Annotated in this window: 15 protein-coding genes; 2 read left to right on the forward strand and 13 right to left on the reverse strand. The window is 52.4% G+C overall.

Annotated features, from left to right (window positions below; all coding sequences use genetic code 11):
- Nucleotides 1–136: 136 nt before the first annotated feature.
- From DCC85_RS18475 to DCC85_RS18525, 11 genes are all read right to left on the reverse strand, one after another.
- Nucleotides 137–901 carry an acyl-[acyl-carrier-protein] thioesterase gene (locus DCC85_RS18475; RefSeq protein WP_159081923.1) on the reverse strand — a complete coding sequence of 255 codons (765 nt, stop codon included), beginning with the start codon at nucleotides 899–901 and terminating at the stop codon, nucleotides 137–139.
- Nucleotides 891–1370, reverse strand: coding sequence for a GNAT family N-acetyltransferase (locus tag DCC85_RS18480; protein WP_108466882.1), 480 nt, complete (start codon nucleotides 1368–1370; stop codon nucleotides 891–893). The genes DCC85_RS18475 and DCC85_RS18480 overlap by 11 nt, the downstream gene beginning before the upstream one ends.
- 72 nt (nucleotides 1371–1442) lie before the next feature.
- Complete coding sequence (gene gatB / locus DCC85_RS18485; RefSeq protein WP_108466883.1) at nucleotides 1443–2882, reverse strand: Asp-tRNA(Asn)/Glu-tRNA(Gln) amidotransferase subunit GatB; 1440 nt, start codon at nucleotides 2880–2882, stop codon at nucleotides 1443–1445.
- 25 nt (nucleotides 2883–2907) lie between these two features.
- Nucleotides 2908–4362 (reverse strand): Asp-tRNA(Asn)/Glu-tRNA(Gln) amidotransferase subunit GatA, encoded by a 1455-nt coding sequence (gene gatA / locus DCC85_RS18490; RefSeq protein ID WP_108466884.1) that lies wholly within the window; start codon nucleotides 4360–4362, stop codon nucleotides 2908–2910.
- 33 nt (nucleotides 4363–4395) lie between these two features.
- The gene (gene gatC, locus DCC85_RS18495) at nucleotides 4396–4683 is read right to left on the reverse strand and encodes an Asp-tRNA(Asn)/Glu-tRNA(Gln) amidotransferase subunit GatC (RefSeq protein ID WP_108466885.1); all 288 of its coding nucleotides are present in this window, start codon (nucleotides 4681–4683) and stop codon (nucleotides 4396–4398) included.
- Between the two features lie 168 nt (nucleotides 4684–4851).
- Nucleotides 4852–7620 (reverse strand): S-layer homology domain-containing protein, encoded by a 2769-nt coding sequence (locus DCC85_RS18500; protein WP_234414234.1) that lies wholly within the window; start codon nucleotides 7618–7620, stop codon nucleotides 4852–4854.
- 155 nt (nucleotides 7621–7775) lie between these two features.
- Nucleotides 7776–8159: an ATPase gene (locus DCC85_RS18505; protein ID WP_108466887.1), complete on the reverse strand. Its 384-nt coding sequence runs from the start codon at nucleotides 8157–8159 to the stop codon at nucleotides 7776–7778.
- A 183-nt stretch (nucleotides 8160–8342) separates the two neighbouring features.
- Nucleotides 8343–8555 carry a hypothetical protein gene (locus DCC85_RS18510; protein WP_108466888.1) on the reverse strand — a complete coding sequence of 71 codons (213 nt, stop codon included), beginning with the start codon at nucleotides 8553–8555 and terminating at the stop codon, nucleotides 8343–8345.
- Nucleotides 8556–8767: 212 nt separating this feature from the next.
- Nucleotides 8768–9400, reverse strand: coding sequence for an MBL fold metallo-hydrolase (locus tag DCC85_RS18515; protein WP_108466889.1), 633 nt, complete (start codon nucleotides 9398–9400; stop codon nucleotides 8768–8770).
- Between the two features lie 4 nt (nucleotides 9401–9404).
- Nucleotides 9405–9977 carry a thioredoxin family protein gene (locus tag DCC85_RS18520; RefSeq protein ID WP_108466890.1) on the reverse strand — a complete coding sequence of 191 codons (573 nt, stop codon included), beginning with the start codon at nucleotides 9975–9977 and terminating at the stop codon, nucleotides 9405–9407.
- Nucleotides 9978–10110: 133 nt separating this feature from the next.
- On the reverse strand, nucleotides 10111–11001 hold the full coding sequence (locus DCC85_RS18525; protein WP_234414235.1) for a helix-turn-helix domain-containing protein: 891 nt from the start codon (nucleotides 10999–11001) through the stop codon (nucleotides 10111–10113).
- A 145-nt stretch (nucleotides 11002–11146) separates the two neighbouring features.
- Here DCC85_RS18525 and DCC85_RS18530 point away from each other — a divergent pair, with 145 nt between their 5' ends.
- Entirely contained in the window at nucleotides 11147–13309 is a 2163-nt protein-coding gene (locus tag DCC85_RS18530; protein WP_108466891.1) for a glycoside hydrolase family 52 protein, read from the forward strand.
- A 175-nt stretch (nucleotides 13310–13484) separates the two neighbouring features.
- Here the strand turns inward: DCC85_RS18530 and DCC85_RS18535 are convergent, their stop codons facing one another.
- Nucleotides 13485–14033: an undecaprenyl phosphate transporter UptA gene (locus tag DCC85_RS18535; protein WP_442789550.1), complete on the reverse strand. Its 549-nt coding sequence runs from the start codon at nucleotides 14031–14033 to the stop codon at nucleotides 13485–13487.
- A gap of 204 nt (nucleotides 14034–14237) precedes the next feature.
- On the opposite strand from DCC85_RS18535, the gene DCC85_RS18540 reads away from it, so the two are divergent.
- Nucleotides 14238–14555 (forward strand): dehydrogenase, encoded by a 318-nt coding sequence (locus DCC85_RS18540; RefSeq protein ID WP_108466893.1) that lies wholly within the window; start codon nucleotides 14238–14240, stop codon nucleotides 14553–14555.
- Here DCC85_RS18540 and DCC85_RS18545 read toward each other — a convergent pair.
- Nucleotides 14514–16670, reverse strand: a complete 2157-nt coding sequence (locus DCC85_RS18545) for an O-antigen ligase family protein (RefSeq protein WP_108466894.1) — start codon at nucleotides 16668–16670, stop codon at nucleotides 14514–14516. The two genes, DCC85_RS18540 and DCC85_RS18545, sit on opposite strands and share 42 nt — an antisense overlap.
- Nucleotides 16671–16739: the final 69 nt, after the last annotated feature.

A 16739-nucleotide genomic window follows, 5' to 3' on the forward strand; every position in this document is an offset into this window, starting at 1 on the left:
CTCTCATCTCTTATCTTGTAAGATCATACCCTTTTTCAAGGCGATACGTAACGGAAAATTCAGGTTGAATCCGCCCGACTCAACGAAAAAAAGGCCCCGCTTCCGGCTCACCGGCCCCCGAGGCTGTGTAGTCAAATTAACCTTCAAAAAGAAGACAGGCTTCAAACAAGCGCTTCTCTTCCGCGTTCTCTCCACGGAAAAATACCTGTCCATCACGCTTTTCTGTACGGAATATGCGAATCTGATCGCCCCAGGCTGCCTCTTGGAAATAGGTAATCCGAAATCCCCGAAGCGTGATACAATCCAGCTCTTCTCGCAGCATGGCATCAAGGCAGAGGTCTGCATACTTGGCATTGTTAAGATGGCCGTTCGCATCAATTCCACTGTATCGCACCGTCCATTCGTGGGCCAATTGAAGCGCGAAGCTCTCGGGAATGGCCAGCTTCTCAAGAAGATTCTCCGGCAGCTCCTCAGCGGTCACCGGCTGATGGACAGGCAGCTCATACGGAAAGGCAGATGGACGGAGAATCCGCCGCTTCCGAAGATCCACCAGCGTCCATAGCGTGCGGGCCACTGCCCAAACTTGCCCTCCCTTATGAATCCCATCATAGGATAGATTAAAGTCACGCCGCCACTGCACCCCTTGTGCGCCCCGGTTCCAAGTAGATATCTCCACGGCTTCATGCAGCAGGGGCACCTGGCGGATATCCAAATCCACGGACATCAGCATCCAGGCCATCCCTTGATTCAGCATATCTGTTATCTCTACTCCAGCTGCCTCAATATGAGAATCGGCTGCCTTCTGCATAGCTTCCAATATAGCGGACAACCGATACTGTCCCCTATAATCGGCATCACGCGAGGAGACTGTGCTATCTTCCTTCCAAATCTCAAGCTTCATAAGCATGTCGCCTCCATGTTCTACGGTATACCGTCAATTCCACACCCGGCAAAGGCTCATAAATTTGCTCGGGGGCAAATCCGAAGTCTTGATACAGAGCTACGGCGGCATGGTTCCGTGAACCTGCGGTAACCGTAAGATCGGATGTTTCCGGCAGCACTTCCAGCACATGTTGAAGCAGGCTGCGGGCAATCCCCTTGCGCAGATGCTCCGGATGAACCATAAGCCGGGTAATTTCATAAGAAGTCTCCCGCGTCTTCTTCACCGACACTGCTCCGAGCAGTTCTCCTTCCTCTGTTACAAGCCCGAAGAAAACTTCGGGGGAAGCCTGCAGGGACTCCAGCGTATCCGTTAAGGGAGGCGCATCCTTAAGACCAATCGCCTCCGATTCCATCCTGTAGGCTTGATGCTGCAGCAGCCAGAGCTGGCTAAGTATATCCGGATCATGTAAAGAAAGCTGGGTAATCATCTTATCGACCGCCTTCCCTAAGAAAAGAGGCGGTACACGAAGGAACCGCCCCACATCTGTTCTCTCTTATTCCTAACGCCGAAGCGTCTCAACAAGCAGCTTGTTCACAAGGCCAGGGTTAGCTTTGCCTTTACTGCGCTTCATCACTTGCCCGACCAGGAATCCGATCGCTTTATCCTTACCAGCCTTGTAATCTTCTACAGAAGCCGGATTCTCGGCGATCACTTCATTCACAATAGTGAGAATGGCGCCTTCATCACTGATCTGCACAAGGCCTTGCTCTTCAACAATTTGCTGTGGAAGCTTGCCGCTTTGCAGCATTTCCTTAAAGACCGTCTTGGCGATCTTGGAGCTGATCGTCCCCTTCTCCAGCAGTCCAATCATCTCGCCGAGGCCCTGCCCGGTCAGCTTCACCTCGGACAGCTCCAGGTTGTTGCTGTTCAAATATCCGAGCAAGTCGCCCATGATCCAGTTCGAGACAGACTTGGCATCCGAAGTAAACTCAAGGCTGCTCTCAAACAGATCGGCCAGTGCCTTAGATGCAGTAATTACGCCTGCATCATAATCCGGCAGGCCGAGCTCAGAAGTATAACGGGCTTTGCGCGCATCTGGCAGCTCAGGGATGGAAGCGCGAATGCGATCCTTCCACGCCTGGTCAATATGCAGGGTCACAAGGTCCGGATCAGGGAAATAACGGTAGTCATGCGCTTCTTCCTTGCTGCGCATGGTCAGTGTTTTCCCCATTGCTTCATCCCAGCGGCGAGTCTCCTGAACTACTTGTCCGCCTTCATCCAGGATTTCAGCCTGACGATACTGCTCATACTCCAGGCCGCGCTGAACACCGCGGAAGGAGTTCATATTCTTGAGCTCGGCCTTCGTGCCCAGCTCCTGCTGGCCATGCGGCCGCAAGCTGATGTTAGCGTCACAGCGAAGCGAGCCCTCTTCCATCTTCACATCAGAAACCTCGCAGTACTGCATGATTGCCCGCAGCTTCTCCAGATAAGCACGCGCTTCTTCCGGCGAGGAGATGTCCGGCTCAGACACGATCTCCACCAGAGGAGTGCCGACACGGTTAAAGTCGACTAGAGAAGCATAACCGCCATCCACGTGGGTCAGCTTGCCTGCATCCTCTTCCAGATGCAGCCGGGTGATCCCGATCCGTTTCGTCTCTCCATTCACTTCAATATCTATATAACCATTCAAGCCGATAGGCTGATCAAATTGCGAGATTTGATACGCCTTTGGAGAGTCAGGGTAAAAATAGTTCTTACGATCAAACTTGCTGACATCGCCGATTTCGCAGTTCAGGGCCATGGCAGCCTTCATCGCATAATCTACCGCCTGTCTGTTAAGCACAGGCAGCACGCCGGGATGTCCCAGGCATACCGGGCAGGTATGCGTGTTCGGAGGTGCGCCGAATTCGGTCGAACAGCCGCAGAAAATCTTAGATTTTGTATGCAGCTCCACATGCACTTCCAGCCCGATTACTGTTTCATATTTGGATGTTGACATAAGTAATCCTCCTGAAAGAATAGGCTTATAGCGACGGGCGCCGCTTATGATGCTCGGTATGAACCTCGTAGGCATGGGCCGTGCGGAGCACCGTGCCCTCATCAAAGGCTTTGCCGATGATTTGCAGTCCTACCGGAAGACCGTCTGCAAATCCACATGGCACGCTGACGGCTGGTACGCCGGCCAAGCTTACCGGGATGGTCAGAATATCATTCAGATACATCGTCAGCGGATCATCAACTTGTGACCCTAACGGGAAAGCGGTGGTCGGCGCAGTAGGTCCGATAATGACATCGAACTTTTCGAACGTCTGATCGAAATCCCGCTTGATCAAAGTACGAACCTTCTGTGCCTTCAAATAGTAAGCATCATAATAGCCTGAACTCAAAGCGTAAGTACCCAGCATAATTCTACGCTTCACTTCCGGTCCAAACCCCTGGCTGCGGGAATCCAAATACAGGTCCATTAAGCTTCCTGCATGGTTCGCGCGCTCGCCATAGCGCACCCCGTCAAAACGGGAGAGATTGGAGGAAGCCTCCGAGGAAGCAAGCAGATAATAAGCGGCTACGGCGTATTCCGTATGCGGCAGAGACACCTCTTCCCATACGGCGCCCAGGCCTTCGAGCACCTTCAGCGCGTCCATCACGGCCTCTTTCACTTTAGGGTCTACGCCATCAAGATACTCCTTAGGAACAGCAATGCGCAGCCCCTTCACATCACCTGTCAAGGCACTCACATAATCAGGAATCTCCACATTCGCAGAGGTGGAATCCTTCGGATCATGGCCTGCAATCGCCTGAAGCACATAAGCAGAATCCTCGACATTTTTCGTAATTGGCCCGATCTGATCCAGCGATGATGCAAATGCTACCAGACCATAGCGAGATACTAATCCGTAGGTGGGCTTCAATCCGACAACACCGCAGTAGGAGGCAGGCTGTCTGATCGAACCGCCGGTATCCGAGCCCAGTGTAAAGTAGGCTTCACCTGCTGCAACAGCAGCAGCCGAGCCTCCGCTGGAACCGCCAGGAACACGGCTGAGATCCCAAGGATTCCGTGTAGTATAGAAGCTGGAGTTCTCATTCGATCCGCCCATCGCAAATTCATCCATATTCAGCTTGCCGATCGTTACCGTATCGGCGGCTTTCAGCTTGGTAATAACCGTCGCATCGTAAATCGGATCATAGTTCTTTAAGAACTGGCTTGCACAGGTGGTGCGCAGCCCTTCAGTTATCATATTATCCTTGATGCCTGCGGGGAGCCCGAACAAGAGTCCTCTGGCTTCGCCAGACATAAGCTTGTCGTCAAGCTTGGCAGCCTGGGCTCTTGCCCCCTCCTCATCCAAAGTCAGATAGGCCTTAACCTGCTCTTCCCGCTTCCCAATCACCTTAAAGGCCTCATCCACCAAATCGGTAACGGATAATTCCTTCTCGTGAAGCCGGTTATGTACCTCCTGCAAACGCAAATCAAACAGCGTCACTTCCATTTCCTCCTTCCATAATCTGTTCCTGGTCTATTCCAATACAGCCGGAACCTTAAATTGCCCGTCCTCTTCCTCCGGCGCATTGCGGAAGACCTTCTCTTGCGGAAGGCTCTCATGCACTTCGTCCTCTCGCATGACATTGCTGAGGTGCAGCACATGGGTTGTCGGTGCGACGCCCTCCGTGTCCAGCTCATTCAGCTTCTCAGCATATTGTAAAATAGCGTTCAATTGTTCGGTGAACGTCTCTTTCTCTTCATCGGTCAAGTTCAAGCGAGCCAGCTTGGCCACATGCTCTACATCTTTGATCTGAATGCTCATTGCTTCTAAGTTACCCCCTTATCCTTCAATCCTCGTGGTTCCATTCTAGCATGTCCTCACAGATGAATAAAATTATATTGTAGAAACCGGGACAATTCAATCCGCTAACGCGAAACAACGCAAAAGAGCGCCTCAAATGGCGCTCTGATTTGCATATATCCCTAAAGCCTACTTTCGGGACGCTATTTCAATATCTTCCGCAGCCCAGTGACCGGCAGGCACATCGCTCCAAGCTACAACCTGATCATCCAGGCCCAGCCCTCCATGAAGTTGGAACATACGGTTAATAATGACCACAGTTTCTGCACGAGTCAAAGTCGCATTCGGATGGAAAGTCCCGTCTGCATATCCCTTGATTAACCCTGTGCTCTGGGCAGCCTGAATGACCGATGCAGCCCAGTGCCCTTTAACATCTGTAAACCCATCTGCAGCTGCTGAGCTGGACAGCGGAAGCTGTTCAACACGGGCAATGATCGCCGCCATTTCACCGCGGGTTACCGCTTCTTCTGGACGGAAGTTCCCATAGCCATCCCCGCTCATAATTGCCTTCTCTTTAATGGCTGCCAAAGCGTTGACAGCATACGAATTAGCAGGTACATCGCTATAGTTAAGCTTAACGCTAGAAGCTCCTTGTCCAATCCCCAGGTTGCGCGCCAGCATTACAGCCAGTTGAGAGCGGCTTACAGGGGCGTTCGGACGGAACGTACCGTCAACAAACCCGTGGATATAGCCGGTATCCGGTGTAAGATCCACACCGTCCCACTGCAAAATGGTGAAGGTTCCGAACGCATTGGTAGAAACTTCAAGACCTGTGGTTCCCTCTTGCTCGGCAGGTTTGCCTTTGTCTAAGGAAACCTTGCCATCGGTAGTCTCAATCAGCACCGCCAGCGAATTCAGCAGCTGGCTGCGAAGTACCGGATCTTTCGGAATCTCTCGATTCCGAATCGGAATGGTCAGCGTTACCGGACGGTCGGACAGATTTGTCTCGATCTTCACAGGCCGTGAAGCGAGGGTAGGCGCCTGATCAGCAGCCTTTTTCACAACCGGCTCATTTTGCACCCGGGTAAGCAAAGCTTTTTGATCAGAGCTGTCTTTTACAGGGACAAGACGGAAGTACAGGTCTTCATCCAGACCCTCCAATGATGCGGCAGGAACCGCAATCGTTCCATGATCTGTATAGACCTCAAAACCAAGCCCCGCTTCGTTCACAGCTTTAATATCGTTCTTAGATATATTGAAGTCCACTTGATCGACTTCGTCCTTCACATCAGGAATAACTACGCGGATTTCCTTCTGGTTTTGTTTCTGCGCTTGAGCGATGGCTTCCTTCCACTCTGCAGAATCCATGTGAACTTTGTCGGTTGTCTTGCCATTGGTTGTTGTCCGCTCTAACCCGGTCTTGAATATTTCCTTCTCACTTGTTCCTAAATCAACCGAAATGATCAGCTTAGGAGAAGCAGGCTGACCTGACGGTGTACCGGTACCACTACCAGAGCTCGTAGAAGGATAGCTAGGAACCGGATCCGGCAGGCTCGGTGTCGTTGGCTCTACTACGACAGGTCCGTTATCCGGTGCTGGCGCTGGAATCTCAGGAGTCCCAGGAGTTCCGGTTCCAGGCTGATCCGTATTGGGATCTGGATTCGCAGGCGCCATGGCTCTGATCCAGAAATCAGAATAAGTCACAAAATTCCGGCTATCCCTTGCAGAAACCTGAATTCTGAACGCCGTCTTGTCTCCGAAATCCTGTGCTGCCAGCAGCTTATCGCCTTCAATTTTAAAATACTTATTATCATCTGCAAATTCCTTAGACGACACTAGATGATAGCTAAAAACCTCGCTGCTGCTGGAATAAGATTGCTTCAGAGAAGTCAGCTCGCTATCTGTTTCGTTCACCCAATTCGAATCAGGCTCCGTCTTCCCCGGCATAATATAAGGATAAAACCCCGGTGGTGATGTGGGGAAAGGCTTGGTCCAGATGGACTTATCCCAATCCGTATAGTACGCATCATCTGCCAGCTGAGCATCTGTCAGCTTAGTACCGATGTTCTTGGTCGGATCATCTACCTGATGGGTATAGTAGAGATTGGAATATTCGGCTGTAGGCAGCACTTCTATAGCAGTGCCCAGCGTGTAGTAACAGTTGGTGTACACAAAGGACAGCTTACCGTCCAGTGTATGAACCATGCTGGCTCCATAGGGGATTTCCTTGGCTATATAGGTACCATTGTTAATATCCCCAGTCGAAGTATTCACTCCAGCAATGCTGCCAAGTTTATCAATGTGGCAATACTGGAATTTCATAGCCGAAGTGAATTCTGTAATGAGTCCACGGTTCTCTCCGACCATGCCACCGCCAATCTCTCCGCCTGTACTCTGAATCTCGCCGCCAGCATTGACGCGGATGATCTTGCCGCCTTCTTCATTAATTCCGGCAACCCCACCCGTATATGCGAAGTTATTGGCCACAAAAGCTAATTGAAGACCTAAATTCATGATCGTTCCCTTGTTTACAGCGAATAATCCTACGCTATTCGTAGAGTTCAGCGGGTTCGCTGGATCTGCGGTACGATTCATATAAAGCCCTCGGATATAATGATCATTACCGTTAAATAAATGTACAGGAGCAAGAGGAACCCATCCTTCACCTCTGCCCGTATAAGTTCCTAAATTAAGATCGTTCATTAGAATAAAGCTCTTGTCGATCACTTTGCTCTCATCCTGGCCAATCGCAATCAGGTCCTCGGGAGTATAAATCTGATAAGGATCTTCCTCCGTTCCGGCGCCTGTCCATGGAGCCTTAACCTCCGGGGTACCTACAGCATCTGTACCGCCCGTGTCGGCCTTAACACGCTCCTGCCCTATGCCAAACAAAGTTCCCATGAGCAGCATAACCACCATCAACATCGAGCATATTTTTCTACCTTTTGAAAAATCCAAGCTGTCGTCATCCTCTCTTCATGCCTTGTTCTGTCTGTTCTGTCAGTCTATCAAGCAGCTCTGAACGGATTCTGAACAATTCGTTAGACAAGACAAGAACTGAATAAGAGAATGCAACAAAAAAAAGACCGGCATCTGCCGATCTTTCCTATCATTTAAATCCAAGCGCGGAGATTTACCTGCTTGATAAACTCGGCTTGTGACATACCTTCCTGTGTTGGTTCAATAGGTTCCTCCGCATAAGCTGTGTCGCCGTTCATCACTTGATAGAACAGCTTCTCATTATGCGTAGCTAGGGCATAATCGATAAGAGCCTCACGCTCTACCCGCTCTACCTCTTGCTTGATAAGCCGATCCTCGGTTTCGATATCGCTCGCAGGAACGAAATAATTGCGGCCCGCTTTAGGACAGCGGACGACATAATCGAACGCATTGTCCGGATTACGGTCGTAAGCAATAATGTAGCCATATTCCCCAACAGGAAGATTCTGCTCAAAAGCATCCTCGACGATAACAATCTTCTCTCCCAAACGCAGCATCGTCTACCCCCCTGATTATGAGTTAATTTATTTCTCTATCCTACTAAATGGAAGTAAGATTGGTCAAGGAAGCAAACTATGAAAATAAAGTATATTTGATAAAATTTGATTGTGGCGTTGGCATCTATGGGATGAATTGCACCAAATTGACCTTCTGAGCAATGATGAATTGCTGTAATTAGGTTATGTATTCTTTCTATGCCGATGGATCTCCAAACGTTCATGCCAAGGCTGCTCGATCTTGCCATGCTTCATAAACAGACGATTCCATGCGGTAGTTCTGAAGCAGAATTCCTTCCTCTCCCTATCCACGCAATCATCAGAGCGACGATGCCTGCAGCCTGTCTTACGGACCATAGTCTCTATATCAAACGGATAATATCTTCCGGGATTCAAGCGGTTTCCCCCTTCAAAGGACCAAACTTGGACAAACTCCAAATACCAAATCTAGACAAAAAAAGAACGCAAACCGGGATGGATTCCACAGCTTGCGTGCTTCGCGATAATTAACATTTGTTAAATTAAGTATATCCTATCAAAGTAAATTCTAGTTGTCCAGCCATTTTGACTTTTTTCGCCGAAATTATGGTAAATTCCTTAGTAGCCCATTATGATCCAGGAACATAAGGATTATGCGCCCGCTCATACCCAATCGTTGTCCTTGGCCCATGCCCCGGATACACTGTCACTCCGTCCTCCATGCGGTACAGCGTCAACCGGATCGAATCGATCAAGTCGCGCTCCCGGCCACCTGGAAGGTCTGTTCTTCCAACTCCTGCACGAAACAAAACATCTCCCGAGAACAAGTGATTTCCGCATAGAAAGCTGACACTTCCCGGAGAGTGCCCCGGTGTATGAAATACCTCGAATTCATGACCAAGAAAACTCAGCTTCTGCCCTTGCGCCAAATCGTATTCAGCTCTATCTACCGCAATAGGTGGTGTTACTTGCGGCCACATCGTTGAACCGTTAAGCTTAGGCGTATCCAGCCAGTCCGCTTCAAGAGGATGAACATAAACCGGACAGTCCTTTGCCTTACGGATCTCGTCCACGCCGCCAATGTGGTCAAAATGCGCATGTGTCAGTAAAATAGCTTCAATATCCAAATCAGCAATCCGGCGAAGCAGCGGCCCTGGATTCATCCCCGGATCTATAATGATCGCCTTCCCCGGCTCTTCGCCTTGGATAAGATAAGCATTTGTCTGAAGGGGACCCAGTGAAAAAGACTCAATATTCAGCATCCTCTTAAACCTTCGAGATCAGCTCACGCAGTTCGGATACAATAACCGCGTGAATTCCCGTTCCCTCTCCATATCTCTTCTGCATCTCCTGGCGGGCCACCGCAATTTTAGCTTCATAATCCGGGGCTTCCCGGTCCGGGTTAGCCTGCTTGAAGGCTACCATGACTTCCTGTACATGCTTTGGACGAGGACCCCAGTGTCCTAGCACATGGCCGCCTGTATCCGCAATAATTACGATTGGCACGGATCTTCCGCCCATGGTTAGAAAGTCATCCATCACTTCCGGATTCTCCTCAAGGATCAATACTTCCGTAGGAATTCCCGACACTTCAAGCGCGCGAAAGACAACCGGAACGTTGCGCACAACGTCTCCGCACCAATCCGCAGCCAAAATAAGCACACGCAGATCATCCCTATGGTTCAGGCTCTCAAAGAACTCCCGATCCTCCTGATTAGCCCAGGTGAACTGATCGTACCACGACTGGAAAGCTTCTTTATTGCGCGTCATAGAAGCGATGAACTCTTTCGGCTGAAGTCCAGTGCCAAACTTATTGGCTACATTCTTCTTACTGCTCATTCTCATATCCCCTTTTTTGCAAAATGGTTAACATCGCTTGATTTATAGGCCAGTGATCATGAATTCATTCTAGCATTCAGGTACATCCATGAACAAGTTGCCCCAAGCTTCTGAAAGCAAGCCGCTCGCCCTGCTATGTATGGAATCGGCTGCGAAATTTCGCCGGAGATTCCCCCGTCCAACGCTTGAACTGACGGCTGAAATGCGCAATATCCTTATAGCCAAGCCGGATGGATATCGCTTCTATAGAAAGCTCGGGAGCCATCAAGGCCAGCTTCGCCTTTTTCAGCTTCAACGCAGATAAATACTGTCTCGGGGACATGCCGTACACCTGATGAAACATCCGGTTGCAGGAAGATGCACTGTAGCCCAGCTGCTCAGTGATCTCTCTGATAGTCTTAAGAGAAGTCTCCTGTTCTTCCTGCCCCGCTAAGCTCTCCTGCATCTTCACACTATTCTCCAGCGCAGCCGCGATTTCCGAGGCGACACCAATCGTGCGGGTGCCCTCAGCGTTATCCGCAAAGCTCGACAAGATTTCGCTAAGTCCCGCGAACAGTTCAAATACAGCTGACAGGATCAACATTTTGTCGGCAAGCTTCGGCATGCTGCTGGATGAGGTTAACGCAATCAGTTTATCAAGACTCGGCCTAATCTTCTGAGCGAGAGGACTTGCTGAGGGGCAGTATCTTGGCTCATTATGGCATAGGAGCTCCCGAAGCACCCGTTCGTCAACGTCAAAATGCAGACAATAGTAAGTCATCGGCTGCTCGCCGATCACACGGCTTTCATGCACATCCTCAGGGCGCAGCAGGACTAGATCACCGGGCTGCTGCACATGGCGCCGTCCGTTGACAATCATCTCCTGGCTCCCCTCCAGCACAAGATTCACTTCAAAGAGCGGATGGCGATCTTTCGGGTAAAACCATTCCTTCGTAACAGTGCGCACATGCGCTGCAAAAATCCGAAATGTAGAGTCCATATCGGGCAGCATATAGTCTGCAATTTGATATTTTGAGCCTTCCAAGCCTATCCTCCTCCTCTTTCAAGCCCTGTCCAAACGCTGGTTGATTTGGGTAAATAAACAGCTGATTTGGATATGGGTTCCAAATTCCCACCTTGTTATACTTAACGTACCATATGAGCTTCACCTATTACAGGAGGTAATCTGAATGGATAAAAAAATGTTCTTCAATGCTCACCATTCACCAATAGGAGCCTTCGCCAGCTTCACCCTGGGCTATCCGGGCAAAAGCGGCGGCTTTGATCTTGAAATCGCTTCCCCGCCTGATCAGAACATCTATATCGGCCTGCAGGAGGACGGGAAATCCCAGTATCGGGCGCTGCCCTTCTTCGAGGACGCCAGGAATGACCGGAGCCGGTATACATCAGATGACGAGGAACAGGACCTTCAGCCAGGCCCCTCATCGTCTTCCGAATTGATTGTACCCTTTACCAGACATGAAATCTCCCGGACGTTCCAAGCAGCCACAGACAGCTGGCAGGCCGGCGATTTGACCTTTACCCTCTACTCCCCGTTCGGCCCTGTCCCGGAGCCTGGAAAAGCTGAAGAAGAGGAGCTGAAATTCGCGCTGTTGCCCGCTGTTCTAGCAGAAATTACAATTGATAATACAAAAGGACTTCATACCCGTAAAGCCTTCTTCGGCTTCCAAAAAAATGATCCCTACACCGCGATCCGCAGAATTTCGGATACGACCGGCGGCAAGTTAAGCGGGATTGCACAGGGCCGCCACATTGCGATTGCTGCCAAGGATCCCCGCGTCCGGGAAGGCGGATACTTCTCCCTGGAGGGCATCCTGCAGCCCAAAGTGGAGGAGAATCTCAGATTCGGCCTTGGCTCGGTGGGTGCTCTGCTCATGGATGTTCAGCCGGGGGAGAAAGCCGTATTCCGGTTTGCTCTATGCTTTTACCGCGGAGGGATTGTGACTACGGGGATAGATGCAGCCTATTATTACACCCGGTACTACTCCAATATTGAAGAGGTCGCCGGCTATGCACTGGAGCACTTCGAGAAGAAGCTGGAGGTCACTCGCTCAGCAAACCAGCTGATTCACTCAGCTTCTCTAAGCGGTGACCAGCAGTTCATGCTGGCTCATGCCATACGCAGCTACTATGGCTCAACAGAGCTCCTAGATCATGACGGAGAACCACTCTGGATTGTGAATGAGGGCGAATACCGCATGATGAACACCTTCGACCTCACAGTGGATCAGCTATTCTACGAGCTGCGAATGAACCCCTGGACCGTCAAAAATGAACTTGATCTGTTTATCCAAAGATACAGCTATACTGACACCGTCCGTTTTCCGGGCGAGAAACGGGAATATCCGGGCGGAATCAGCTTTACCCATGACATGGGCGTGGCCAATTCCTTCTCAAGGCCCGGCTTCTCCACTTATGAGCTGCATGCCATCGACGACTGCTTCTCTCATATGACCCATGAGCAGCTGGTCAACTGGGTGCTCACTGCTGCTGTTTATGTGCAGCAGACTGGAGACCAGGACTGGCTCAACCAGCATCTTGGGCTGTTCGAACAGTGCCTTGAGAGCATGGTTCACCGTGATCATCCCGAGCCCAGTCAGCGCAGCGGCCTCATGGGATTGGACAGTTCCCGAACGATGGGCGGTGCCGAGATTACCACCTACGACAGCCTGGATGTCTCGCTTGGCCAGGCCCGCAACAACATCTATCTGGCCGGAAAATGCTGGGCCGCTTATGTTGCCATGGAGAAGCTGTTTGAAGAGCATCAGCTCCCTGAGGCTGCAAAACTTGCCGGACATCAGGCTGTGCTATGTGCACAGACGATTACCGGCCAGGTTCAGCCGGAAGGGCATATCCCGGCAGTGATTAAGGAGGGCAATAATTCCAAGATCATTCCGGCCATTGAAGGGCTGATCTTCCCGCTCTTCACGGGCTGTGAGGAGGCATTGGAGCCCGGCGGCCGATTCGGTGATTACATCCAGGCCCTCTCCGTTCACTTTAATACCGTGCTGGCCAAGGGAGTCTGTCTCTTTGAGAATGGAGGATGGAAGCTGTCCTCTACAAGCGACAATTCGTGGCTCAGCAAAATCTATCTCTGCCAATTTATCGCCCGCCGCATCCTGGGCCACCCCTGGGATGAACAAGGGCACGCAGCAGATGCTGCTCATGCCGCCTGGCTCACCTCTGACGAGAATGCTTACTGGAGCTGGAGTGATCAGATGAAGGCCGGAATTATCTGCGGCAGCAGATACTACCCTCGGGGCGTTACGGCCATTCTGTGGCTGGATGAAGAGCCTTTGAGTAAAGGAACGTCTGAGCGAGCAGCCAGATAGCAAGTTTTTATATAGAATGAACTAAAGAAATGAACGTTATAGGATCGTATTAGGCCGTGGTGATAGAAAGCTCAATGTAAAATTTTAGTTCAATCTATATATCTATAAATAAAGCACGCTGCCAGGTTAGCCTGAAAGCGTGCTTTTAATCGTTTGATCTATAGCCGAAGGTTTGCTACTCGCTCTTATTCTTCTTCCGGCTGGACAGCATCCATTTTACCAGGAAGTACACGATCAGCAGCGCCAATGCGGAGAGGAGGATCGGCATAATGTAAGGAGAAGCCTTCTCATCGATATTCTCCCATTGTTCTCCAAGAATCATGCCCAGATACACGAAGAGCACCGTCCAGGGAATAACCGCCAGCGTAGTCAAAAGTATAAACTTGCTAAGCTTCATCTTGGCCATGCCTGCCGGAATCGAGATCGCATGTCTGGCTACCGGAATAAAGCGCGCGGTGAAGATCACCCCTGCCCCATACCTCAGGAACCATGACTCGGCTACATCAATGTGCTTCTTCTGGATGAGAATATATTTGCCGTATTTCTCCAATATGGGTCTGCCTCCGTAGCGCCCGATCCAGTAAATGAAAATCTGAGCAATCACGCCGCCTACGACCCCGAAGAAAACTGCACCTATAAAGTTAATATGCCCGCCATGGACCAAATACCCCCCATAAGCCAGAACAATTTCACTAGGAATAACCTCAATCATAAGCCCAAGCATAATGCCCAGGTAACCCAGCTGCTCGACCCATTCCAGCAACTTAGCGACAATATCTGATAGAAATCCCACTGCTTGCCCCTCTCTCCTTAACGGTCTCTATTTGCAGTCTATTCTATCACACCGGAGGACATGCATTCTACTTTCCCCAGGTCACCGGCATAAGCTCCCGTGCATAAGCTGTATTTTGAAAAGGAGTGATCGCAAATGGCCTTCAAGCCACCCAAACACGAAGCCGCTCTGCCCTCCCCTCGCAAAATTCGAAGAACCTGCAGCAAAGAGCTGTATCGAACGCTGAAGCGCATGAATGTATACCTTTCCAAGGATCTGATTGAGGAGGGCGAGACGCTTTATTACCGTAAAGTCATCGCCAACCTAATCTGGATTCATGAACAGGGCGGGAACCGGAAGAAACTCGCCGATTGGTGGGACACCGAAGTCAGCGGAGAGCTGGCCGAATTATGGAATGTCGACCAGGAAGCCTTAAAACGGGCGTTCCGCGCTGCGTTCTGTGGAACGGCGTAACCCGGCGGCTCTGGACGCCAGCTCTGCCGCAAAGGCGCCCGAGCTCTGAGTCAGTCCAAAACCCCGGTCATTCCGCGCCCCCGGAATGGCCGCAAGCCGCTCTGCCAGCTCAGCATACTGATGGTACAAGCTGCGGCTTGTACCCGCTACCTGCAGAGCTTCTTCAGCTTTGCCCCGCTGAACCAGCTGCCCTGCCAGCGCCAGCAGTTCCCGCTGCACAGCCGTTTGCTTCTGCAGGCTGTACGGGTCCCGGGCCAGCGCCCGGATGAACCAGCCTTGAGCCTCGGGGTCGCCGGCCCGGCCAAGGGCCGTCGCAATCCCCCAGAGCAGCTCAGGCTGCACTGGCTCAAGGCGGTGCCCCTCCTGCAGCAAGCTGGCCGCTTCTGCTGCTGGCAGTCCTTTGGCAAGAGCCAGGCGAGCAGGAACAAGCAGCGGGTTCCACTCAAGCGCTGCCCGCAGTCCCGCTGCCCGTTCAGAGGACGATGGCGTATAGACCGCCTGCTGATACAGCTCTATGCCGTGTGCAGCAGACCAGCCGGCGGCGCTAAGCCCGAGCAAAGCCGCCGCACTAAGCCCCGCCGCACATTGTGAAGCAATCTGTCCGCCAGCCCTGTTCGCCCGCCTGGCCCCCTCCTTAGCTTCGTCAGGTCTTCTTCCTGTCCCACCGCCCCCAAGCACCGCTGCCCAGAGCAGCAAACAAAGCGATAGGTGGAATCGCATGTCAACATCCACCAGCTGGTGCAAAGCCAAGACCACAAAGGCCGGCGCCCAGCTGCTGCGCCTGCGCAGCAAGCCTTGTCCCAAAAATCCAAGCCACAGTACATAAATCGCTAGCCCGATAGCGCCTGTATCCAGCAGCAGATTGAAATACCCGCTGTGCATCTCGGCCCCGGCATAAGGAGCGCTCTGCACACTCCGGTACACGGAGCGCCAAACCCCGCCGCCCTGCCCCCACCAAGGGGCCTGTTCCATTAGGCGCCAAGCATCCCGGTACATTACCAGCCTGGATTCCCAAGTTGCCCCGCCCCTCTGCCATAACCCAAGAGGCCGCACTAAACCCAGAAGCCCTCTCCCACAGGCTGCAAGCGCCAAGATCGCCAGTAGCAGTGCAGCCAAGAGGAGGAGATGATTCCCCCCTCCTCTCCCTCTTCTCTTGCTTATTCCTGCCCTCACCTGCCAATCAATGAGCCGGTCAGCCAGCCACATTAGGAGCGGCAGGATGCATAGGCCAGAGACAAGCTCCAGCAGCGACGGATAGAGCGGCGGAGCAAGCCCGGCCTGAGCCAGACGAATACCGAGCGGCACTGTAGCTGCGGCCGTGGCGACCGTATACAGCACTAGCCGCAGCTTTGCCCGCGCTGTCCTCATTTGCAGCAGGGCACAGCCCCAGCCCACCGCTGCGACGATCCCTGCCCCGCGCGATTCGGACAGCATGAGGCACAGCGCAAAGGGGAGAAGGCCCAAGGTGTGAAGCGCATAGCGCCATCCCGCTCGCCCCCTCCCCGCAGCACTGGCCGCCAGCTTGCTCAGCTGCTGCAGCCCAAATGCCGCCATTACGGCGCCGAACACGTTCGGATATTGCAGCAGGCCGCCCAGCCGTGCGCCGGTGGCCGCAATATCCGCATCTGCAGTGCGCAGAATGGCGAAGGGCAGCGGCAGCAGCCCATACACGGCGGCCAGCGCTGTTCCCGCCAGCACTGCGCCTGCGGCTGTCCAGCCGCACTGCAGCCAGCGGCGGCCAGCACGGGTGCCCGCCGCGGCCAGCAGCAGCACGGCCAGTGCTGCGAGGCTGCTCCAGCGCAGCACAGCGGCCGCGGTGGCCGCGGCCGAGAGCGGGCCTGCCGCAAGGTGTGCGCCATACAGCGCACACAGCAGCAGCGGCCCGGCCATATAGAGGGCCGCTCGGTACGGGAGGAAGGGCGTAAGCACGCCCCCCCCTCCCCGCCTTGCGGCCACGCGGAGGAGCAGGAGCGCTGCGCCCAGCAGCAGCGCTGCCGCCGCCTTGAACAGCTCCCGGTCAAAATACAGTCCTGTCTGCATGCAGGCATACAGCCCCGCGAGACAGACGGCGGCCCCTGCAGCGGCAGATCCAGCGGTATCCTTTGCCCTGTTCACTTCTGCTCCCTCCTTCCACTTCTAAGCCCTCACATGTCTAAAAATTCATTAAAAAAGAGGTCAACACTT

This window comes from Paenibacillus sp. CAA11, from assembly GCF_003060825.1.
Lineage (GTDB): Bacteria > Bacillota > Bacilli > Paenibacillales > Paenibacillaceae > Fontibacillus.

Coding starts and splice junctions, on each gene's coding strand:
- DCC85_RS18505 (WP_108466887.1), bottom strand. CDS start 8,159: ATGCTGCGTTTGGGAGAGAAGATTGTTATCGTCGAGGATGCTTTTGAG.
- DCC85_RS18540 (WP_108466893.1), top strand. CDS start 14,238: ATGGCCTTCAAGCCACCCAAACACGAAGCCGCTCTGCCCTCCCCTCGC.
- DCC85_RS18480 (WP_108466882.1), bottom strand. CDS start 1,370: ATGATTACCCAGCTTTCTTTACATGATCCGGATATACTTAGCCAGCTC.
- DCC85_RS18530 (WP_108466891.1), top strand. CDS start 11,147: ATGGATAAAAAAATGTTCTTCAATGCTCACCATTCACCAATAGGAGCC.
- gatB (WP_108466883.1), bottom strand. CDS start 2,882: ATGTCAACATCCAAATATGAAACAGTAATCGGGCTGGAAGTGCATGTG.
- DCC85_RS18535 (WP_442789550.1), bottom strand. CDS start 14,033: ATGCTTGGGCTTATGATTGAGGTTATTCCTAGTGAAATTGTTCTGGCT.
- DCC85_RS18515 (WP_108466889.1), bottom strand. CDS start 9,400: ATGCTGAATATTGAGTCTTTTTCACTGGGTCCCCTTCAGACAAATGCT.
- DCC85_RS18520 (WP_108466890.1), bottom strand. CDS start 9,977: ATGAGCAGTAAGAAGAATGTAGCCAATAAGTTTGGCACTGGACTTCAG.
- DCC85_RS18475 (WP_159081923.1), bottom strand. CDS start 901: ATGAAGCTTGAGATTTGGAAGGAAGATAGCACAGTCTCCTCGCGTGAT.
- gatC (WP_108466885.1), bottom strand. CDS start 4,683: ATGAGCATTCAGATCAAAGATGTAGAGCATGTGGCCAAGCTGGCTCGC.